General features: G+C 46.9%; 15 protein-coding genes. 8 read left to right on the top strand and 7 right to left on the bottom strand.

The window, feature by feature from the left end:
* On the bottom strand, positions 1-576 hold a 576-nt coding region (locus ACTHMC_RS10550; protein WP_440413078.1), incomplete at its 3' end, for a PHP domain-containing protein.
* A gap of 284 nt (positions 577-860) precedes the next feature.
* Here ACTHMC_RS10550 and ACTHMC_RS10545 point away from each other — a divergent pair.
* Complete coding sequence (locus tag ACTHMC_RS10545) at positions 861-1538, top strand: C40 family peptidase (RefSeq protein WP_440413077.1); 678 nt, start codon at positions 861-863, stop codon at positions 1536-1538.
* Positions 1539-1608: 70 nt separating this feature from the next.
* On the opposite strand, the gene ACTHMC_RS10540 is transcribed toward ACTHMC_RS10545, so the two are convergent.
* From ACTHMC_RS10540 to ACTHMC_RS10530, 3 genes are all read right to left on the bottom strand, one after another.
* A complete protein-coding gene (locus tag ACTHMC_RS10540) occupies positions 1609-7161 on the bottom strand; it encodes a DUF6443 domain-containing protein (protein WP_440413076.1) in 5553 nt (1850 codons plus the stop codon).
* Entirely contained in the window at positions 7091-10618 is a 3528-nt protein-coding gene (locus ACTHMC_RS10535; RefSeq protein WP_440413075.1) for a hypothetical protein, read from the bottom strand. The genes ACTHMC_RS10540 and ACTHMC_RS10535 overlap by 71 nt, the downstream gene beginning before the upstream one ends.
* A 205-nt stretch (positions 10619-10823) precedes the next feature.
* Positions 10824-12512 carry a M1 family metallopeptidase gene (locus ACTHMC_RS10530; protein WP_440413074.1) on the bottom strand — a complete coding sequence of 563 codons (1689 nt, stop codon included), beginning with the start codon at positions 12510-12512 and terminating at the stop codon, positions 10824-10826.
* 57 nt (positions 12513-12569) lie between these two features.
* On the opposite strand from ACTHMC_RS10530, the gene ACTHMC_RS10525 reads away from it, so the two are divergent.
* Positions 12570-14207: an ABC transporter substrate-binding protein gene (locus ACTHMC_RS10525; protein ID WP_440413073.1), complete on the top strand. Its 1638-nt coding sequence runs from the start codon at positions 12570-12572 to the stop codon at positions 14205-14207.
* Between the two features lie 20 nt (positions 14208-14227).
* Positions 14228-14662: an FKBP-type peptidyl-prolyl cis-trans isomerase gene (locus tag ACTHMC_RS10520; protein WP_440413072.1), complete on the top strand. Its 435-nt coding sequence runs from the start codon at positions 14228-14230 to the stop codon at positions 14660-14662.
* A 3-nt stretch (positions 14663-14665) separates the two neighbouring features.
* Here ACTHMC_RS10520 and msrA read toward each other — a convergent pair whose 3' ends face one another.
* Entirely contained in the window at positions 14666-15328 is a 663-nt protein-coding gene (msrA, locus tag ACTHMC_RS10515; RefSeq protein WP_440413071.1) for a peptide-methionine (S)-S-oxide reductase MsrA, read from the bottom strand.
* A gap of 367 nt (positions 15329-15695) precedes the next feature.
* On the opposite strand from msrA, the gene ACTHMC_RS10510 reads away from it, so the two are divergent.
* Both ACTHMC_RS10510 and ACTHMC_RS10505 read left to right on the top strand, forming a co-directional pair.
* Entirely contained in the window at positions 15696-17834 is a 2139-nt protein-coding gene (locus ACTHMC_RS10510; RefSeq protein ID WP_440413070.1) for an endonuclease MutS2, read from the top strand.
* Positions 17835-17988: 154 nt separating this feature from the next.
* Entirely contained in the window at positions 17989-19092 is a 1104-nt protein-coding gene (locus ACTHMC_RS10505; protein WP_440413069.1) for a TlpA family protein disulfide reductase, read from the top strand.
* Between the two features lie 37 nt (positions 19093-19129).
* On the opposite strand, the gene ACTHMC_RS10500 is transcribed toward ACTHMC_RS10505, so the two are convergent.
* Positions 19130-19369, bottom strand: a complete 240-nt coding sequence (locus ACTHMC_RS10500) for a hypothetical protein (RefSeq protein ID WP_440413068.1) — start codon at positions 19367-19369, stop codon at positions 19130-19132.
* 90 nt (positions 19370-19459) lie between these two features.
* Positions 19460-19897: a CBS domain-containing protein gene (locus tag ACTHMC_RS10495; protein ID WP_440413067.1), complete on the bottom strand. Its 438-nt coding sequence runs from the start codon at positions 19895-19897 to the stop codon at positions 19460-19462.
* Between the two features lie 161 nt (positions 19898-20058).
* On the opposite strand from ACTHMC_RS10495, the gene ACTHMC_RS10490 reads away from it, so the two are divergent.
* The 3 genes from ACTHMC_RS10490 to ACTHMC_RS10480 all read left to right on the top strand — a co-directional run.
* Positions 20059-20679 (top strand): RNA polymerase sigma-70 factor, encoded by a 621-nt coding sequence (locus tag ACTHMC_RS10490; protein WP_440413066.1) that lies wholly within the window; start codon positions 20059-20061, stop codon positions 20677-20679.
* 135 nt (positions 20680-20814) lie between these two features.
* Positions 20815-21975 carry a FecR family protein gene (locus tag ACTHMC_RS10485; protein WP_440413065.1) on the top strand — a complete coding sequence of 387 codons (1161 nt, stop codon included), beginning with the start codon at positions 20815-20817 and terminating at the stop codon, positions 21973-21975.
* 109 nt (positions 21976-22084) lie between these two features.
* The coding region (locus tag ACTHMC_RS10480) for a carboxypeptidase-like regulatory domain-containing protein (protein WP_440413064.1) at positions 22085-23145 on the top strand (1061 nt) is incomplete at its 3' end.

The following is a 23145-nucleotide window of genomic DNA, read 5'->3' as shown; positions in this document are numbered from 1 at the left end:
GATCTGTTCTTTGATATCATGGCGCTGCAGTTCGATGAAATAATCTTCACCGAAGAGATCGAGCCACCATTTGAATTCTTTTTCGGCTGCATCTTCTCCATCATGGAGGATGGTCTGCGGAACATAGGCCCCGATACAGCAGGTAGTGGCAATCAGTCCTTCGTGGTACTGTTCGATCAGCTTCTTGTCTATCCGGGGATATTTTGAATACATACCCTCGATATAACCGAGGGAGGTAAGTTTGATGAGGTTCTGGTAGCCTGTTGCGTTTTTAGCCAGCAATACCTGGTGATAACGTTCGTCTTTCTGCTCTTTGGTGAAGGTCTTGCGTGTACGGTCTTCCACCACGTAGAATTCGCAGCCTACGATGGGCTTCACTTTCAGGGTGCCATCGTCATTTTTATGCTTGTAGGCTTCGGAAACGAATTCGAAGGCGCCGAACATATTGCCGTGATCGGTGATGGCAATGGCAGGCTGGCCATCCTTGATGGCCTTTTTATAGAGACTCTGGATGGAGGCGGCTCCATCGAGTAAAGAGAACTGGGTATGGACGTGGAGATGCGAGAATTTACACATAATCTTCGGTTCGTTCTGTATCAACAATCAAACAGCAAATAACGTTACAAAGTTCCTGAACTGGCACGAAATGAAGCACAATTTTAATCCACAATTCATGCAGGGTGTGCCAGGTGGCTCGCGTCCCCGCGAGTGACTTCTATTCCGTTGTCTCCGGCGACACGGTGTTCGCCGGAGGCGAACAAATAAATGTTACTCGCCAGAGGCAAGCGGCTGGGCACTCTACGTGTTCCTTTTGGCAATGTATTTGTTATATTTGCCGGATTACTAACCCGGTTTGAACGATGTCCTACATTGTGAAGAATGCTTTATTGGCGGCAACGATCGCATTTGGCGCTGCCAGTTGTGGTTCCAGCAAGCGATCAAACTCCAGCGGCGCTCCGGCTGGCGGGTCAGCAGCGGCGAATGCCAAAGCTTCCCATCATCCCCCGAAATTCATTGAGAATATTTCCATCAACAGCAAGGATTTCCATGGCACACGCACCGAGAGTGGTTACCCCACCCTGATAGCGCCTGCCTCCAATATGGAAGGTGTTGCCCCGATGGCCTTCAAATATGCGATCCTGCTGGATGTTCCCGTGGAAACCATCACTGATGGCAAGCTCTTCGATTTTATAGAGAACTGGTATGGGACCAGATACCGCTACGGTGGTAACGATAAATCCGGCATCGATTGCTCGGCATTCGCTAAAACCTTCCTTGCTGCCCTGTATGATATCGGGGTACCCCGTACTTCCGCTTCTCAGTACGAGAACAGCAAACGCATTAGCAAAAACGATCTGCAGGAGGGGGACCTGGTATTTTTCCGTACCAATGGAAAAAAGAAAGTGATCTCGCATGTGGGTGTGTATTTACGTAATAATAAATTTGTTCATGCGTCCACCTCTTCAGGCGTGATCATCAATGATCTCAATGATAATTATTATGCGAGAACGTTTGCAGGGTGTGGGAGAGTGAAATAAAATATCTTTTTATTTAATAACAAAACGGCGGCTCAAACGAGCCGCCGTTTTGTTATAAGGGTTTGCGCAATTATTTATCAGGCGCTACAGGGATTGGTTTTTTGGGTCCTCCCTTCAAGTGCTGTTGTTTCAACTTTTCAGCAGCAGCTTTCATCTCTTTCAGTTTTTTCTTCATTTCTGCCAATTTATCTGGATTTGTAGAGCCTGGTGTGAAGAATTCATCCATTTCATATTCAAAAATCTTATTTTCAAGCCTGTTTATTGGGTCCATGTCAGATAAAGGATCTGTTACATCAAATGTTCTGCCCTCGTGGTTTTTACGGGTGACCTTATTTTTTTCCAGCTTTTTTAATTTCTGTGCTGTTATCGTTTCCTGGTCTACTGCAAATTCATCACTCGTCATTTTTTCTACTTTTTCCTTCATCGCTTTTGGCATATCCTTAGGCTTCAGGTGATGTATGGCATGAGCAAATTCATGGTTCAGAATTTCAGCAGGGCTCATATAATAATATTCATTCCTGTTGTTCTTATTTCTCGCCGTCGTTTCACCACCTTTTTTATGTTGCCAGCCCACGCGACTTATTGCGTACCTGCTCACGTTCTTTTCATCCGTTTCCTCATATACGATAATGTTGATGTCCTTGTCATTTTTCAATAACGTATATAGCTCACCGGCTCCTTTTGATTTCAGGAACTCAACAGCTTGAGCAAATGCTGCTTTGAATTCATCTGAAGCATCATGTGCAACTGTTACTTCCCTGCCATCGGGATCGATATGTTTGATCGGATTATTCATTACATAATTGTACGGCGACCATTTCTTGTATGATTCTGCTTCCGGATCTATCATCATAAATCGACCTGTCTTGTGATCATACATCCTGGCGCCGAAATCATAAATATCAAGGCCGCTTCCATCGTTGAATTCATTATTCTGTAACTCTTTTCCGGTAATGCCATATTTATTCCGGATATAAGGTGTTTTGTTGATCCTGCTGGAAATGGCGTCCATAGTCAGTCCGAAAGGATAGTAATGTGTCTCTTCCAGGATCTGACCTCTTGTGTGTGTTACTTGCAGGTTGTCAAAGAATACATCCTGGTTAGGTGTTTCATTGCTGCAATAGATATAGAGATATCCGTTCCTGGTAACAGGTAAATTGCTTTTTACAAAGGTTTTCAGCACATCTGATGCGTCAACCTGTTCAGCTCCTGAACCACCTGGCACATAGTTGAATTGTTCATCCAGAAGAATCCAGCTCAGATACGCTTTAGGTTTTGATGAACCTTCACTGTCGCGCGAAGAGAGGAACTGTAGTATGCCTGAATTCAGGTTAGGGTTTGTTTGTAATTGCGCTGCTCCGATCTTACCTGCGGCTCCTGCCACACTGCTGCTCATAGTTGTAAGGAGGTCAGTGAGCGGATTTACCGGAGTGGCAGGGGAACCGCCCTGCAAAAGGTACCAGCTGTTGGCACGTAAACTGAATTTGTCACCAGCCATTACTTTGATGGCAATGGAAGGCCCGATTTTTTTGCCGCTTCCATTAACAACAGCTACCATATCATTGGGCGATGTATAATTATCCGCCGGATAAGCAGCAGGTCTGGGGATTGCTGTTTGTGCAAGATTGGCAAAAAGTGTTTCTTCAGTTGCCCGGCTAGCTGTTTCCATGGTAGCAGCAGGGTAGAGGTCCTGTTGCTGTTCTGTTGTCAGTACCATCCTGATATTTCCCTGGTGGTCTTTCAGGTAAAAATCAAAATAACAGGTATCGTTCTTTCCTGTCAGTGAGTCTGCTGGTACAAATCTTACCCGTCCTTCTTCATGAGGAAAGAACTGAAGTGTATCATTTTTGTACACTGAACCGCTCAAATAAACTGTAGAGTCTTTTCTTACAGGAGAAACAGTATTGTCAGTCACGATCTTTGCCAGTTTCTCTCCGGTTGCATTATACACATATTCTATCTGGCCTTTGTCTTTTACAACTATTTTTGAAGGCAGATTGAGATAATTGTAGGTGATTGAACTGATCCCTGTATTTCCATCAGACAAGATATTTCCATTTAGATCATATTGGTAATCCACTGTGGTTTTGGTTGTGGGATCATAATGGAAATCGCCCAATTTACTATCCTTGTCATTAGCGGCATCAGTAACAGATTGCAACAGGTTGCCTGCATTTCCATACTGATAGCTGAGCTGGTCTATCACTGCTGCGCCGGAAAGTTTCCTGCCTTTCTGGGTCATGGCAAGAATATTTCCATTGTGGTCATATGCCGATGCCGGGTCTGATCCATTTCCCATTTCAACGCTAAAGTCCATTCCTGCAGATTTATTGAAACTGCCTTCGGTGTACTGGTCGAAATCAGCAATTAGCAGCCTTTTATAATTATCATACTGGAATCTGTATTTTCTGATTTCGTTATCACCTTTCGTTTTCCAGGTTGTTCCTGCAATAGAGCCAGTAAAGAGTGCTGGTCCATAGTTTCCGATTACATTGTTTCCATTGGTAACAGCTGTCTGGTCATAACCGAGCTCATAACCGAAATAATGTGTTTGGTCACTTTTGTCTTTTGCATACGACCGGTTGATCCCTGTGCTCCATCCTCTGATATTGTATTCTTTGATCTGCGTTTCCAGTCCCGTGCCGTTGTTGAATTCCGGAGCCAGTACTTTACGTGTCAGCTCGCCTGCTTCGTTGTAACTCAGGTCTGCAACAGTGAACATAGGCTGCGCATTCACCTGCTGTTGAACTTTAGTGGCTCTGCCTGCATGATCATAAATATAGGTTTTGTAAACTGTGAAGGGAGTTCCGTAGCCTTCATGCCTGTAGCTTCCTTCAAGTGTGAGCCCGTTAAAATCATAACGTGTGGTGAGGACTTCCCTGCCTGAAGGATAATTGGCCGACTGTTTCTGAATTTGCTGACCTTTATTATTGTAGAATACAGAACTGAGCAACATCGTTTCGGTTCCCAGCACTCTTACTCTTGTACCGGTAACTTTATTGATGTTTGTTGCATCGGGTACGGGGTCTGTTGAGAGTTGACCTGTAATAAAGGATGCGTCGGTAGTGGACGGGTCATTGTCGAAATCATAATCATCATAATGGTTCACAGTCAGAATAGTGGAGGTTGCATTAAGTGTGGGAAAACTTCTGTCAACTGTGTAGCCGAAGCCAGCTGGATTTCCGGCAGTTCGTTCTTCAAACTGCCCGCCTGCATCTGTCATAAGCTGTAATTGATCTCTGTTGCGGGATGCTGCATCAATAAATTCCCCGCTCATGATCTCCCGGCCCATTGCATCATACTTGGTAAATATCCATGCATTTCTTTTACGCAATTCGCCATCTTGCTGAAGTACCAGTTTATTTTTTCTGTTGTATACAAAATACACCGGGGCTGCACCGGGGACTTTTTTGCTGATAGTCCTTCCTTTTTCATCGTATGTGTAGGTGAAGCACCATTTGGAAATGAAGTCATGTGTAATGGTACCACTACCGGTTCTGTTTATTTCCCGCATACCTTCAGGCTGGATGATGATCCTTGCACGGCCCAGTTCATCGAAAACAGTAACTGATACGATGGTTTCAGAAGCATTCAGCTCCTTTTTTTCCATTACTGTTTGGTTCAATTTATTGGTACAAGTCCATGACTTCACATTGTCTTCATCTGTTTTTTGTGTGATCAGGATATCTCCTGGGGCATAAAAACCTGATGCGCTGGCTAATCCGGCAGACTCATTAAAGATCCAGCGGGGGACTTCACCGGCTGCATTTGCATACTTCATTGTCCGTAGAGTATGGCCCGTACCTGGTTGCCAGGCTTCGCCTGGTTTGCCTTCCTCAATCACTTTGTCTGACGAGGAGTTTTCAAATACCGTTTCTGACCAGGGGTGCGTGGTAGTGCTTCTGTCTGCTCCGGTTGCCGCGTAAAATGATAACTGAGCATTGAAAGGATCTGCCTGAAAACGCCCCTTTGCATCAGTGGTATAAGGAAGATAGTGTCTTCTTTCCCTTCCCATCTGATCATAAGCCTGAGGCTTCACAATATCCTTTCCACTGCAGGAGCCCTGAACCGCCACTGTTTGAATGGTTCTGCCAAAGCCATCAGTATAAGATATCAGTCTTGCATTATCCCTTACTGAAAGAGCATCCAGTTCTGCTTCTGCACGAATCCCGTCTTTTCTGATCACCTGCTTCATGATAAAATTCCTGTTCTGTCCTTCAAGGCAAATTGCCGATACTGATACCGGAATTTCCAGTGCAGGTCCCCAGCAACCCAATATTGACCAGTAGGTGCGCAGGTAGTATTTGCCGGAAGTTGTGATCAGTTTTTCTGTTTCCTTGCTGGTCATGGAAGTGCCTTCGGCAGAATTTTGCCAGTAGTAGGTTTTTCCTGTTCCGTCTACAGGTTGCTGTATGGATAGTACAACAGTGCTGCATTGACTGGTGGCAACAGGAACCGGAGGTAAACCTGGTTCAATGGTAATTGGATAGGCTTTTGCCGGACTCCAGCAGCCGGTCAGGTTCCTTCTTTTTCTCAGGTAGATGGTTCCTGGTTGTGTGGTGGAATAACTGGTTGAAGCATTTACCGTTGAAATTCCATCTGCAGTGGTTTGCCAGTAGTTTGTGAAATCAGCATTGTTCTCATTGATGTAAAGGGAAGTTGTATTACAGCTATAGGTAAAGGCGGCTGCTCCGGGCGCAGGTACCGTCAGAGCAGTGATTGCCGTTCGGGGGCTTTCGCATCCGTCAATAATGGCGCTTACATAATAGATAGTGTTATTATTCAGCACCGGGGTGGTAAAAGTATTAAGATTGCCACTTTGTACCAGCTCTCCATTGTTATTGTACCAACGGTAAGCAGGTGCGGAGCTGGTGGTGCTCAGTACGGCAATACCGGCACAATTTGTCCATACATTGAAGGCAGCCGGTGCATCCGGCCCTTTCAGGTTTACCGTAACGGTGGCATAATGAAGGCCGCAGGATCCTGCATTGGTCACTGCCCGGAATTGTGTTGACTGACTGAGCGGTTGTGAAGTGAGATTGTGGGTGGAATTATTCAGTATGGTCCAGTTAATACCATCTGCACTGTATTCCCATCGCAGTACAGGATTGTTATTCCCTGTTAAGGAAAGAACAGCTGGCGTGTTCCGGCAAATGGTTGTGTTACCGCTGATGGAACCTGGCAAAATGGTGCGGGTGAACACTTCCGTTTCCGCCCTGTTCTCCATTTCGATCCTTGTATTGGACACTGTTACATAAAGTTTCCGGACCCCACTGCTGTTCCACTTTACGGACACCGTACTGGCCGTTGAGCTGCCCTGGATGGATCCACCGGTTACAGTCCAGCGCCAGCGGTTTCCCGGCGCATCAGTACCATAACTGTAACTAACGCCTTCGCATACCTGCGTTTCACCGGATATATTGTATTCCACATCCTGTGCAAGAACAGGGGTGGAACAGATCAATGATAGCAGTAGCAACAAATAGGCTGCCTGCGATATGATTCGGTTTTTATTATTTCTTTTCATTGTTTTCATCATTTGATAGGGAGCATTACTTGTATTGGTAACGGTAATGATGGGTGATATTCCCTTCGTTGTTCCGGGTGATTTTGAGCCTGCCATATCCGTCGTATTCATAGTAAACAGACTGATGGTTCTCATCCGTAACTGAGCTGAGTCCGATGCCGTGGATATAATTGAAGGTTTTCATTTGCGCTTCTGCAGGGTGCAGGCGCAGGTCATCTATCCAGGATCCGCCTGTGTTTACAGTGATCCTTCCGGGGCCATCGATCACCCACTGAAGGCGTTTCCAGTTGGTACTTGCTGCCCTGGCAATGCCATTCACCGTAACAGTTCCGCCGGTTGCTGACCTCGCCCAAAGGGAAATGATGTATTTCCCCGAAGGCAGGAACTGGCTGTAAAGACTGCCCTTAAAACTCCGGTTGCCGGTATGGCTTTCCAGTGAATGGCTGTCAGGATATTCAGTGTAGTTCCAGTTACCCTGTTCTTCCGTTTCAAAACCTGTGAATGCACAACGGTCCTGTGTTGCATTAACTACGCTGGCAACAGGAAGTAAATTCCTGTATGCATAGATCATGCAGGCTGTATCGTTTCCTGAACCGCTTACCTGCAAAGGTTTTCCGCTGTTGTTATAACTGTTGTAACCGGAGATTTCCCTGTAATAGCGTGTGTCGGAATTTCCGCCGTTATTGAGGGATAGCTGCAGATCTGAAATGGGAGTTGCTGATTCCGTTTGTGAAATGGATGACAGCACGGGTCTTCCGTTGTGCATGGCGTAACGGTTGAAAAAAGCGTTTAATACCTTTTCAGTACCATCGGCCGCTTGTTCTTTCCTTACTTCTTCAATTACAGGAGCGATGATGTTCCTTGCTTTCATTTCAGCCAGAATGCCACCTGAAACCTGGTATTGATCTGCGTAGGCATACTCTGTAACCAGTTTCTTATTCTCGTGGATAGGGGAGGTTTCCTTCAACAGATACTGCAGCTTCGGGTCATACTGGAATTGCTTTTCCCTTGTGTAAACACGTCCGTTCTCATAATCGCTGATTTTGGTGCTTTTGATTTTGCTGATTCCCAGCACCACCCTGTAATCATCTGCAGCAAAACGATTGAGGAATATCGGGCTCCATGGGCCTCCGCCGCCAATGAGTTTGCCTACTTTATAACCTACTACCTGGTCGGCCTCATTGTAATAATCATTTTCAGTAACTCTTACCTGAATGAAATTCCCATTTTCGTTTTTGTAATCCGTCTGGCTTATCAACTGGCCTCTTTTGTAGTCATAAGAAGTATGAGGAGCAAAAGGGAAATCAACCTTCAGTACGTCATTGTAATCTCTGAAAGTGGTGAACCGGGATGAAGACATGCCACCTTCGCCTCTGTAACCGTTCAGAACATCTACATGGCTGTAACCGATATGACTGCCTTTTGTATGAGCTGCCGGCACTACGCTTGAAGACTGGCGGCATGTGTACATTACCTGGTTGAGTATCGGAGAGTACTCGTCTCCTTCATGCAGGTACATGGTGTATTCATACTTCGGTTCAACGCCGATCACTCCACTTGACAGAGCTGAATCAGCGCCCGGCAGGCGGTATTTGAAACTGCGTATGATATCATTGGCATGATCGATGCCGTCAAAGTCAGTGATACTTTTGATCCTGGCTCCCCCTGCCAGTTTATTGGCGCGAGTATAGCCAACTTCTTCTTCCCAGGTAATGGATGCAGTACAATTGTCCCAGCCGAGGTTTCTACACTGCAAATGCCAGGTGGAAGTTTCAATAAAGTAATCTCCGGCCATAAGATAAACGGAATCTGAGATGGAATTTGGTTGGTAATGGTATACTCTCGCAGGTTCGCCATTTTGGTGCAGGATAGCAGCAGCGGGACCAAAATGCGCATCTCCAAAGCCGCCTTCTTTGGTACAATATCCCATACTTACCGAAATTTTAACCTTTACAGGTTTTTCGGGATTGACAGGATTATTGATGGTAAAAGGAACCCTTGTATAATGTCTCGAATTGTCAAACACAGGCTCTCCATTCCCAGGGTGCCTTGAGAAGCCGCTCTTTTTAATTTTCTCAGCCGCCATCACCGGGGTAGAAGAAACATAGCTGTAATCATTAGCTTCATAGTCAAACGTTGTTTTGCCTCCCGCAGGATAGGTAATGCCTGTAAGAAGGCCTGACAAAGTTCCGGTTGCTGAAGTAGAGCGGTCAGCTCCTGCCCATGTTCTTTCACTGCCATTCACCATTACGGTGTAGGTGGGCAACAGGGAACTTTTGGTGTTATGATTGGGAAATCCCCAGTGATCCTGCGCATAAAAGCCTATTGCGCCGGTTTGAGGAATAGCCGGCAATCCTCCCCTGTAACTGAAACTGTAAGGAGGTTTTACTGCATCCGAGCTTCCGGGAGCAGGTAGTTCCTGCAATTGTTTCAACGTGAGCCTGCCGAGTGAATAATCATATCCCGCTTTTACATGCCTGATCACTTTTCCATCTCTGTTGGTGATGATCACTTCTTCCAATGGAAAAGTACCTTCTGAAGAGCCAGGCAGATCTGTTCTCTTAATTGTACCCGGAATAAACCTTGCTGTATAACCTTCCGATGTATTTATCTCGCTCAGATAATGTCCTTTCACGATCATCGGTTGCAAAGTGCGGGAAGGCATGTCATTTTCCGCCCCCAGTCTGTGCATGGCTGATTCAGAAGCCAGGATAGTATATTCCATGGAATAGGGCTGGTAAGTAAAGGTCATCTCATGCCCACTGGCAGATCTCATTTTTGTTATATTCCAGCTGGTAACAGGCGGAGTGATATAGTTGCAGGTGTATATGCCCGTTATGAATGCCTGTGAAGTTTCCTGTGCTTCAAATGTATAAGTATTCCCATTATCATCAGTGATCTCCCAACCGGGAATAAAAGCCCCGGCGGAAGGGCCTGGAATGAACAATGGCCTTATCTTCACCTTTCTCTCTGAAGCAACAGCCAGCTGAGGCCCCCAGTTGAAGGCAAATTTCCCGCTGATATTGTTCACACTGAATGTAAACTGATCGGGGGAAACATCTGTACAGGCTGTTACTTTCATATAGCGTTCAAACACTTCTGCGCCTGAGCCTACATAGAAATTGGAAGGGTTCATTGTTTTAGAGTTCTCAATCAACCCGTGAGGCCCATACTCATCTGCACTTCCTACAATGGACCTGCTCACTGCACCACCAGCATTGAGTGTCCAGCCCAACCCTGTGCGGGTTGCAAATTCATCCACCCTATGGCCACCTGCGTGGTACGAAAAGGAAAGGGGTAAAGAAAGATCGCCGGACCTCAACTCAAACAAGGGAATGGTAATTTCCGGAACACCGGTGTATAAACCCACAGGAACCGATACATATTTCCCCAATGCCGAAGCCTCAGGGGAAGGAGGGATCAGGTTATCAACGGGTGAGTTGATCTTTAGCTGAGCTAAAGACTGCGACACCTGTAACAGCAATGCACAGCCGATCAGGATTTTTCTTGGAAATGGCCAACATTTGAGCCATCTGCCTGGATTTAAGTACATAATGTTAATTATTTGATTAGCGAACTTGCTAAAATAATTAGCAAACCCTGATCTGCAAATGGAAAACGGTATAGGAGGCCCGCTTTGTAGTTTAAGTTGTGTATTGAGAAGCATGAATCCGATTATGGAAGAACGATGGCAGCAGGACAAAAAAATGCCTCCTGCAATATTTTGCAGGAGGCATTTTTATCTGGCTATTATTTTATTAATGGACCCTCTTAGGTGTTACGTAATAGTTGCTGTCAATCTTGAAGACTTCACCTGTATGCCAGTCGGCCAGTTTCAGGCTTTGCCACTCAGTGGTAGGCTGCAGTAATTTCCATTGTCCTCCGAGATCCACTTTCACAGGCATATCAAAGCCATCCACCACATTGGTCCATTTGAATTCCACTTCGCCTTTCCTGGTCTTGAATTCCAGCTGGGGGATCTTTGTGGTGCGCAGGTATTGCTCATACACTTTGCTGAAATCCTTACCTGATTTTTGATTGATATATTCTTCCACCTGCGTGGCTGTAACGGTCTTGTGATAGAATTCTTTATTGAGGCCGCGGAGGATGTCCCTGAACAATTCATCATTATCGATGATGGTGCGGATGGTATGGATCATATTGGCTCCTTTGTAATACATATCACCACTGCCTTCCTGGTTCACACCGTAAGGCCCCTGTACAGGAATATCATTGGCGATGTTCTTGCGCAGCCCGATCACGTATTCAGCGCCTGCCTGCTTACCGTATTCACATTCTGTGAAGAGTGACTCCGAGTAGTTGGTGAAACCTTCATGCACCCACATGTCTGCAATATCGTTGGTGGTGATATTGTTGGCAAACCATTCATGACCGCTCTCGTGGATGATGATGAAATCCCATTTCAGTCCCCAGCCGCTGCCGGAGAGATCCGTGCCCAGGTAGCCATTCTGGTATTTATTGCCATAGGCCACGGCACTCTGGTGTTCCATGCCCAGGTGGGGGGATTCAACCAGCTTGTAACTGTCCTCATAAAAAGGGTAGGGGCCAAACCAGTGCTCGAAACATTTCAGCATGGCAGGCACCTGTTTGAATTGCGATTTCGCTTTTTCGAGGTTGCTCTCCAATACCCAGAAATCACAGTCCAGTTTTCCTTTTTCTCCATTGTACACTTCATGCCAGTGTGCATATTTACCGATATAAGGAACGATATTATAATTATTGATAGGGTTGGTCACTGCCCAGTTGTATTTCGTTTTACCATTGCCGTCAGGTGTTTTGGAAATAAGCTTTCCATTGCCAACACCCACCAGGTCGTCAGGTACGATCATGCTCAGGGCAGCACCCTGGTCCGGCTCATCACTCTGATGATCTTTACAGGGATACCATACACTGGCGCCGAGACCCTGACAGGCCACGCTCATCCAGGGGTTGCCTTTGGCATCTTTCCGCCAGATCCAGCCGCCATCCCATGGTGGTCGTTGCGCCTCGCGGGGCTTTCCGCCGAACTCAATGGTGATGGATTGAGTAGTTCCGGCTGCAGGCGCGGATGGGAATTGCAGGTAATATACATTACCGTCCCTCCTGAATTCAAGACTGTTATTTTTCCATTTTGCAGACAGGATTTCCATCGGCTGCTGCAGATCGATCTGCATTTTGGTACCTGGCTGCAATACGGCAAACTGAATGGTATTGGAACCCCTGATGGTCTTTGAATTGAAATCAGGCTCAACCGTGATGGCGTATTTCAACACATTCCACCAGGCACGTTCAGGTGTAATACTGCCACGAAGCGTATCCTGGCGTGTGAATGATTTTTTTGAACTGAGTGGTTGCGCGGTGCAGCTCAGGCTGAAAAGCGCGAGAAATCCAGCGCAGATAAGGCTGCCCGCCAACAGCGGCTTCCGGTTATGAGGTTGTGACAACATCACGTGAAAAATTTTAAACCTCTAATATAGGTTGTTTCATTAAATTAGGTCCCAGTTATGCGTATTCCCTATCTCATCTTTTCCTGTTGGCTGCTGATACTGCTCGTTTCCTGCTCCGGAAGAAAGGGCAGTGAGCAACAGGTATTCCATTACAATGAAGCCACCGGCATTGCCACGCTGGATCCCGCTTTCGCCAAGAACCAAAGTATCATCTGGGCCGTTCATCAGTTGTACAATACACTGGTGGAAACAGACGATGGCCTGCGGATCGTACCATCACTGGCTTACCGCTGGGACGTGTCGGATAACAGGAAAGTGTACACTTTCCATCTCAGGCAGGATGTGTATTTCCATGATCATGAGGTCTTTCCCGGAGGGAGGGGAAGAAAGATGACAGCCACTGATATAGAGTATAGTTTCCGGCGTATCATCGATCCGGCCACTGCCAGCAGCGGCGCCTGGATCTTCAACGACCGCATCGATCCCGAAAATGGTTTCAAAGCACTGGATGATTCCACATTTCAGCTGACACTCATCCGTCCGTTTACACCGGTGCTTGGTTTGCTCAGCATGAAATACTGTTCCGTGGTCCCCAGGGAAGTAGTGGAAAAATATGGCCACGATTTCCGGAATCATCCCTGTGGTACGGGACCCTTTGTTTTCAAAGCATGGGAAGAAGGGCAAGCGCTTATCCTTCACCGTAATACCCGGTATTTTGAAAAGGACAGTGCAGGTGAACCTCTGCCCAGGCTGGATGGCATCAAGATCTCCTTTTACGATAGCCGCGCCACGGAGTTCCTGCTTTTTCGCCAGGGCAAGCTGGATTTCATCAACGATATCGATCCCAGTTTCAAAGATGAAGTGCTTACTAAAAACGGCGTACTTCGGAAAGACTGGGAGGGTAAGATCCGTCTGAGCAAACATCCTTATCTCAATACAGAATACCTGGGTATCCTGGTAGACAGCAGCAAAGCTGTGGTGAAGCAGAGTCCGCTCAGGCTCAAAGCCATCCGCCAGGCCATCAATTACGGGTTCGACAGGAGAAAGATGATGATGTACCTGCGCAATTCCATCGGTACGCCCGCGGAAAGCGGTTTTGTACCGGCAGGTTTTCCCAGCTTCGATCCCAATATCGTGAAAGGATATACCTACGATCCGGAAAAAGCCCGGAAGCTACTGGCGGATGCCGGCTTCCCTGATGGAAAAGGGCTGCCTTCCATCAAACTGCTGACGGTGCCCATTTATGCGGACCTGGCCAGTTTCATAGCCAGGCAATTGGAAGAAACAGGGATAAAGATCCAGGTGGAAGTGGTGCAGAAGGCTTTGCTGCTGGAGCAGACTGCCAAATCGGAGGCGTTGTTCTTCAGAGGCAGCTGGATTGCGGATTATCCCGAAGCAGAGAATTACCTAAGTGTTTTTTATGGAAAAAATCCCGCACCACCCAATTATACACGGTACCGGAACCCCGCATTCGATAAACTGTATGAAAAAGCCCTGGTTACGGAAAATGATTCTTTGAGGTACACACTTTACCAGCAGATGGACAGGCTGATCGTGGAAGATGCACCAGTGGTGCCACTCTGGTACGATGAAGTGATCCACCTGGAGCAACTGAAGGTGCAGGAATTCATCCCTAACGGTCTCAACCTGCTGGAACTGCGACGCACCTGGCTGCAGAAAAATGCAAATCCTTAATTTCGCAGGAAATTATACATATGGGTATTTCAGATAAATTATTCCAGATGAAGAAAGAGAAATCCGATGCCAACCTCAAAGCCGGACAGGAATTCCTGGAGGCCAATAAGGCGAAACCAGGCGTGATAGCGCTTCCCAGCGGACTGCAATATGAAGTGATCACTGAGGGAACGGGTGCTAAGCCCACTGCTGCCAATACCGTTACCTGCCATTATCATGGCACACTGATCGATGGAACTGTGTTTGATAGCTCTGTTAAGCGTGGTCAACCGGCTTCTTTCCCGCTCAGCGCGGTGATCAAGGGCTGGACAGAAGGCGTTGCCCTGATGCCGCTCGGCAGCAAATGGCGCTTCTTCATTCCGCCGCATCTCGGGTATGGCGACAGGCAGGTGAGTGCACAGATCGGCCCGAACAGCACGCTGATCTTTGAAGTGGAATTACTGGGAATTAAGTAATCACTATCTGAGCTTGCTCTTGAATACTTTCTGGAATTTTTCCAGTTTCGGACGGATCACGTAGTAGCAATAAGGCTGTGAGCCATTATTGTTGTAATAATCCTGGTGATAGTCCTCAGCTTTATAGAAAGCGGTGTAGGGAGATATTTCGGTTACCACCGGTTTATCCCATGCTCCGCTTTCATTCAGCGCCTTTTTATACTTCTCTGCTTTAGCTTTCTGCTCGGCATCGTGAAAGAAGATGACGCTTCTGTACTGCGGGCCTACATCATTGCCCTGGCGGTTCAGCGTGGTGGGATCATGGGTTTGCCAGAATACTTCCAGCAGGTCGTCAAAACTGATCTCAGCGGGATCGAATACGATCTGAATCACTTCTGCATGGCCGGTAGTACCCGTTGATACTTCTTTATAAGTTGGATTTACTTCTGCGCCGCCACTGTACCCGGAGGTAACCTTTAACACGCCTTTCAGCTGCTGAAACACAGCTTCGGTGCACCAGAAACAACCGGTGCCCAGTGTGGCCGTATCAATCTTACGGGACGTAGTGCTACTGCCCGTCAGGGAGTTAGCCATCAGATCGTTGCTCATATTTTTTTGCGGACTTTCTCTTAACGCACAGGACAACAGCGAAATAGAAACGAGCGCCTGCGTAAACATCAGTTTCATACCACTTCGGTTTATTAGAACATTCATGCCTGTTTCCATAATGTACAAAGTTAGCCAAGGTTTCAGGCGGCTGACTGCCAATTACCATTAGGTTAACAAAAATGCAGGCATAGCTTCAAAAGGACGGATTTTACGTGGTGCCAAACCTCAATAATACGCAGTAAAAACAATTTCAGCAAATGAATGGTTCACTTACGGTAGCCCGCACCTGCTCTCCTCCCGGCAACTGGACTGTATTTGTTCGTCTCCCGCCACACGGTGCCCGCCAGAAGCGGGCAAATAACCGTCATTTCCGCACCCGCGAGCAACAGAGGAATCCCCAAACTTGTGTTACCTTTGCAGACTGTAAAAGAATTATATTAGCATTATGAAGTTTTTCCCCGGATCCGCCCTCGTGCAGCTGGAGTTTGATAAAGTGAAGGCTTTGCTGGTAGAACATTGTAAGAGCATGTATGCCAAAGAAAAAGCAGAGGATCTCCGTATTCACACCCGAAAAGAATTCATCGAGCTGGAACTCCGGCAAAGTCATGAATACAAACTGATTGTTCAGCACGGCCAGTATTTCCCCAATGATCATGTACTCAACCTGAGCCGGGAACTGAGGCTCCTGGCCATTCCCGGAGCTGTGTTGGCAGGCGATCAGTTCATCCAGATACGCAAGCTGGCAGACGGCCTGCAACAGATCTTCCGCTGGTTTGATAACGACCGCCGCCTGGCCTATCCCGCTCTCAGCAAGGTGATTGCAGAAACCTACTACGAGAAAACCATCCTCGCCATGATCGATGAAGTGCTGGATGAAACCGGCGTAGTGAAAGATACCGCCTCCGAGGCACTCGGAAATATCAGGATGAGTTTGTACCGCAGACGCAATGAACTGCGCCGGATGTTCGACCGTATCATCAAAAACCTGGGCAAACAGGGATATGTAGCCGATATTGAAGAAGCCTTTCTCAATGGAAGAAGGGTGGTGGCGGTGTTTGCAGAACAGAAAAGACAGGTAAAAGGGATCCTTCATGGAGAAAGCGATACCCGTAAAACGGCTTTCATCGAGCCCGAAGAAACCATCGAGCTCAACAATGATATCTTCGCCCTCGAAAATGAAGAGAGCCGGGAAGTATACCGCATTCTGCGCGAGCTCACTTCTCGCCTGAGCGTATATGCGCCCCTGCTCAAAGTATATCACGATATCCTGGGCGAATATGATTTCATCCGTGGAAAGGCGAAACTGGCCGTGGATGTAAATGGAAATTTTCCATTGCTCTCGGATAAAGGGCTCATCAAACTGGTGGAAGCCTATCACCCGCTGCTGTACCTGTACAACCTGCGTTCACAGAAGCCCACCATTCCCACTTATATCAACCTGAATGAGAAAGACAGGATACTGGTGATCTCCGGGCCCAATGCCGGTGGTAAGACCGTTACCATGAAGACCGCAGGATTGCTGCAGATCATGGTTCAGGCAGGACTGCTGGTGCCTGTGCACCCCACTTCCGAATTCGGCATCTTCAAGCAGATGATGATCCATATCGGGGATACGCAGAGCCTGGAGTTTGAACTGAGTACCTACAGTTCGCACCTCAAGCATATGAAACATATGATCGAGAATGCGAATGGCAGAACGCTTTTCTTCATAGATGAGCTCGGAAGCGGATCTGATCCCAATCTCGGCGGCTCGTTCGCGGAAGTGATCATGGAAGAACTGGTGAAGAAACATGCCATCGGTATTGTTACCACTCACTATCTCAACCTGAAAGTGATGGGTAATAAAACGCCCGGCATCATCAACGGCGCCATGGCATTTGATGAAGTGAACCTGTTGCCGCTGTACAAGCTCATCATCGGAAAACCGGGCAGCTCCTATACTTTCAGCATTGCGGAACGGATCGGTCTTGCGCCCTCGCTCATAGAACGTGCACGTAAACTGGTGGATGATGATCATTTCAGACTGGATAAACTGCTCAACAGAACGGAGCAGGACCTTCGTGAGATAGAGAAGAAAGAGAAAGAACTCAACAAAGCGCTGAGAGAAAATGAACGGATGCGTAAGGAAATGGAAGCGCTCATCAATAAAGAGAAACATCACCAGCAGGTGGAACTGCTGAAACACCAGAACAAGATCACGGAAGACCGGATCGCTTACCTGAAGGACATGGAGCGGAAGCTCAAACAGATTGTTCTGGACTGGCGTAAAACGGAGGTTACAGAAGATCGCAAAGAGCTGATCAAACAATTGCAGATCCTGCTCTTCAAGCAAAACCAGCAGCATGCCAATGAAAAAGTGAAAAAGAAGATCGGATCAAAATATGATCAGGTTGGTGGAGAGATAGTGGTGGGCAATAAAGTGCTGATGAAGAAAAATCACCAGGTTGGTGAAGTGAAAGAGATCAGGGGCCGCAAGGCTGTAGTACAGCTTGGCCTGATGCCGATCACTGTTGACCTTGGAGATCTGGTGGTTGTTACAGAAAAAGATAATCTCGAAGCTGAAAAACAGAAATCTTCTAAATAGTTATTAATTAGTTTATTATATGCGGCCCTCCTGTATCCAGGAGGGCGTTTTTATACCAGGGTGAATCAAATTTCATTTTTTTGTTTCTGCACTTATTTTGATCATTACATCTGATAAAACATTCTTTCATTTTTCAGTGATCAATATTACAGTCATGAAACGCATTCAAATTGCTCTTTTGATTTTCCTTGTTTGCCCGTTCCTTTCAATGGCCGGCAAATTACCTGGCGAAGGCAGCTTCAGCATCAATCTTACACTTAAAGGACTTGCTGATGGTAAAAATATTTACCTCGTAACCATGAAAGCGGCGGATGCTGCAGATCCGAGAAAAAGTTTCAACGATACAGTAGCTGTTACTCAATCTAAAAGTGAAAACGCCACTTTTACGGGAACTGCCGGAGGAGATGGTCAGCGCTTCGCCATCCTGGTGGAAGGCTCCAAACAGAAGCTGTTGCTGCTGCTCAGCAGGAACGAGAAATTGACCGTGTCAGGAAGTTTGGAAACCTGGCCGAAAGTCAATACCACCGGGTCTAACGGTACGGCACAAATGAATGCTTACAAAGAGTTCGTTACAAAAGCTATCAAAGCCGAAACCAAAACGGCCGAGCTCAATGCAACGATCATGAAATATATCTCAGAGCGCCATGATGATCTTTATACTCCCTTTGCATTACTGCAGAATGATGCCATGACAAAATCTGAGAAGGAATCCCTGTTTGAAAAGATGACTACGGTTTCTAAAAACAGCTACTACGGGGTTATGCTTTCTGATGCTATTAAAAACAATAAACTAAGTAAAGTGATCAGGGAAGGTCTTGAAATTCCTGATTTGAAGTTGACGATGTCAACCGGTGAAGTAATGACCATGAAAGAGATTGCAGCAAAGAATAAATTAACGCTCATCGATTTCTGGGGAACATGGTGCGGGCCCTGCATTGGAGAGTTCCCATACATGAAAGAACTGTACAAAGAGTGGAAAGGTAAAGGTCTGGGTATCCTGGGCATTACCCAGAAGGAGAATAAAGAGACCTGGAAAAAAGTAATTGCGCAGCATGAAGTGAACTGGCTTCATGGGTCTGATGATTTTGATAAGATAATGGACGGAGTGTTCAAACTGGGCAGCGTTCCTGCCTTTGGCCTGATGGACCAGGATGGAAAGATGATCGCATTCGTAGCTAACAGATCCGGGACACCCAATTTTGGCCCTTATATCTATCATGAAGGACTGGTGGAAGTGCTGAAAAAGACCCTGAAATAAGTGTATAAATAAGTTTTATGATGGGTATACCCGGTGCTTAGGTGCCGGGTTTATCTATTTTATGATCATACAGGAATTTCGCCTGCCGGGAGATATAGGTGGCGAGGCCTTCTCCTGCGATGGCCAGTTCTTTGATCCTGTCTACAATGGGTTGGCCGGCGCGTGCGTAGCTGTAAGTGTAAGAGGTGTCGTCGTTGTACCAGACGGTGACTTTCTGTGCTTCGATCTTGAATCTGGTAATAGGGGAGGTGCCACTCTTGTTCAGGTAATGTTCCATTTCTGATTGTTTAAATTAGGAATAAGGTTGAGCGATAAAAAAGCCCTCCGGTAAGAGGGCTCTGTTGCCTGAGGCAATATGGTGCAGGTATTACCGGCTGCTGTGCAGGTAATCCTTCAGTTGCGTGATGGTTTCTTCGTGACTGAGAATGGTTTCCTTTACCACGTCGTTAATGGAAATGATGCCGATCACATGTTCCAGTTCAAATACAGGCAGGTAGCGGATATTCTTGTCGGACATCAGCTGCATGCAATAATCGATGGAATCTGCCGGAGTTACCCGCGGGAAATCGGAGGTCATGATATCATTCACGGTGGTGTCGGTTGAAGATTTTCCTTTCAGGATGATCTTCCGGGAATAGTCACGTTCAGTCATGATGCCTAAATACTTTCCATTCTCCATGACCATCACAGAACCGATGTTCTGATCAGCCATGATCTGCAATGCTTCCAACACAGAAGTACCAGGGGTTACGGTTGTGATATTACTGCCCTTCCTAAGTAAGATGTCGGTAACTTTTTTGTTCATAAAGCATTGATGTTTTGGTGAAGAATCGTTACTCGTAATTTACAAAAAATCAGGAGAATTAACAAAACATCCGTCACTTCCTTCGGGGCTGGGCGGATGAAGTTTTTTTGTAGATTTAGGCCTCATTCCGGGAATAAGGCTCCCGGACACCACCCATTGCTATGATTGCTGAGGATAATAATTTCGATTTGACTGCTTTCCGGCAGGGTGATCCCCATGCCGTTTCCGGCCTGTTCCGGCTGCTTTACCGTCCTCTCGTGTATTTTGCCACTGGCATCATACAGAACCGGGAGGAGGCGGAAGATATAGTGGTGGAGTGTTTCGAGAAGGTGCTGGTAAAGCGGAGTGATTTCGAGAGCCTGCCCAATATCAGGTCATTCCTGTATGTGGCTACCCGCAATGCCTGTTATAATTACCTGCGGTCTCTGAAAGTGGACGCCCGCTCCCAGCAGGAACTGCAATACCTGCACCATCCGGTGGATGAGACCAGGGATTATGGCCTTATAGAGTCCGAGGTACTGCACAGTATCCTCATTGAGATAGAAGAGCTTCCCAACCAATGCCGTCAGATCTTCAAGCTCTTGTATTTCCAGCAGTTGGATACCAGGGAGATTGCAGACCGGATGGGCCTGAGCATCAAAACTGTCCGCAACCAGAAAGCCCGTGCGATACAATTGTTACAGAGCCGTTTATTGCGTAAGGGGTTAATGCCTGCCGTGTTATTGCTGCAGCTGATGGTGCAGGAGAAAGCGGTATCTGCTCCTGTTGTTCCTTTATATTGAGTTGTCCCGCAAAAAAAAATCCGGCTTTCGCTTTAGGCGTTTTCACACGCTCATTGTTAGATTCTCAGAAGATTATTGAACGATGCATGTTTCCCCCAATGGTGGGAAGGAAGGGATTATGCGTAAAAACTCAGCATGACAAGAACAGGCTACCTGATCCGGCAATTCTTAAAGGACCAACTGACCCCTGATGAAAGCAGGGAGTTGGACCAATGGCTGTCGGCCGACCCGGCCAACCGTCAGTTCATGCAAAGATTTGAAGAGCCTGGGATCAACACGCTGCTCAACCGGATGAATGATATCGACTGGAAGGAAGGATATGAAAGATTCTGCAGCAGACATCCTGAATTTGCCACCCCACCTGCTGTTGTAAAGAATATACATCCCCCCGTCAGATGGGCTGCAGCAGCAGCCGTTCTGCTATTCCTGTCGGCGCTAACCTGGCTGATCCTGACCAGGCAATTTTCCCCGCCTGTTGCCGTGCAGGAATCACAGCAGCGCTTTGCAGAGGATGTGCTGCCAGGTGGAAGTAAAGCAATACTGACTATCGGAGATGGGAAACCGATAATACTGGATACCCTGCGAACTGCGGTTTCCGGCAGCAACCTGCTCAGTAACGGCAATGGCCTGCTAGAATATCAGAATTCCACAAATAATACAGTCATCTCCATTAATACAGTAACCACTCCTAATGGCGGTACCTACCGGGTGCTATTGCCAGATGGCACACGTGTGTGGCTGAACGCAGCTTCTTATATTCAGTTTCCCTCTGCATTCACAGGTAATGAACGAATGGTGAAAGCAAGTGGAGAGGTTTATTTTGAAGTGGCGAAGGACCCCGCCCGTCAGTTTGTTGTGCAGAGCCCGCATGCAAGGATGGAAGTGCTGGGCACCTGTTTCAATGTGTCAGATTATAACGATGAAGAATATACGAGAACAACCCTTGTTGAAGGGAGTATTGCTGTGAGCAATGGTGCAGGAAGGGTTGTATTGCAGCCCGGTTCCCAGGCAAGGATCAATGCTGCCGGTATTACCAAAGTGCAGGCTGCGGACGTTGAAGCTGAGATCGCCTGGAAGAATGGGCTTTTTATCTTCAATGGATCGAAGTTACCATCCATCATGAAACTGGTGGAAAGATGGTACAATGTAAAAGTAAAATATGATGCGGAGATCACAAGTGATTTTGTGGGTGTGATCAGGAGGGATGAGCCATTGTCGAAGCTATTGCAATTGCTGGAACTCACTGGTGAAGTGCATTTCAATATAACGGGAAATACTGTGACCATCAGCAGATAAGAGACCATGTAACCATAAACCAATCCTTTCATTGCCGGTTTTTCCGGCATTGGCAATATCCTTATTCGACAATGCCGTAACAACATTTACAACCCAAAACAACGCTACGATGAGCTTTCGCATTCATTCTGGCGGTGAACGGATTGGCATGTGCGCCCGGAAAGGAGGCGTATTACCGGTTGCCCGTTTGCTGCATAAAAGGCATATGAGAATAGCCATGATCATTGTCTTTTACTGTTTTTCCTCCCATACCGTTTCCGCCCGGGAACAGGAACAACCGATCACCATCTCGCTCAAAAACGCTTCACTGGAATCTGTGTTTTCCGAAATCAGGAAGCAGACCGGTATCAATTTCATTTATACAAAAGACCTGTTGCAGCGTGCCACGAAAGTGAGCATCGAAGTGCGCAATGAATCCCTGCAGAAGGTGATGGAACTGGTGATGAAGGACCAGCCGCTCACCTACACGCTGCTGGATGAATACGTGGTGATCAAAAAGAAAGCTCCTGCAGATATCATGTTAGAGGGGCCCCGGGTGGTAAAAGGCATTGTTACCAATCAAAGGGGCGATGCCGTGATGGGTGCAACGGTGAGTGTAAAGGAATCGAAGAATGTGACTTTCACCGATGAAACGGGCACCTTCACTCTCCGTAATGTAACTGACGGGGCGGTGATTGTGGTAACCAGTGTGGGATACGCGAGCAGGGAGGTGACTGCACAGAGTGAGCCGCTGGTGATAATGTTACAGAATAAAGTGAATGAGCTGGTGCCGGTGGCGGTTGTAGTAAGTACAGGATATCAGCAGGTGAGTAAGGAAAAAATGGTGGGTTCTTTCAGTCAGCTGGACAGTGCCGCCTTTCACAGAAGGGCAGGAATGGATATATTGACGAGGCTGGATGGAACGGTGCCAGGAGTGCTGTTTCAGAAGAAGGACCCTTTTGTGCCTGTACAGATACGTGGTATCAGTACCGTGGGGATGGCTGGTACAAATTCAACACAGGCTTATGCGCCATTGATCATACTCGATAATTTCCCTTATAATGGCAGCCTTGACAATATCAATCCGAACGATATCAAAGATATCACGGTGTTGAAAGATGCTGCAGCTGCAAGTATATGGGGAGCACGCGCAGGTAACGGAGTGATTGTGATCACTACAAGGCGGGGGAC

The organism is Pseudobacter sp., from assembly GCF_051955275.1.
Classification (GTDB): Bacteria; Bacteroidota; Bacteroidia; order Chitinophagales; family Chitinophagaceae; genus Pseudobacter.
Note: the sequence above shows the minus strand (reverse complement) of the source record. Positions and strands in the feature narration are given on the sequence as shown.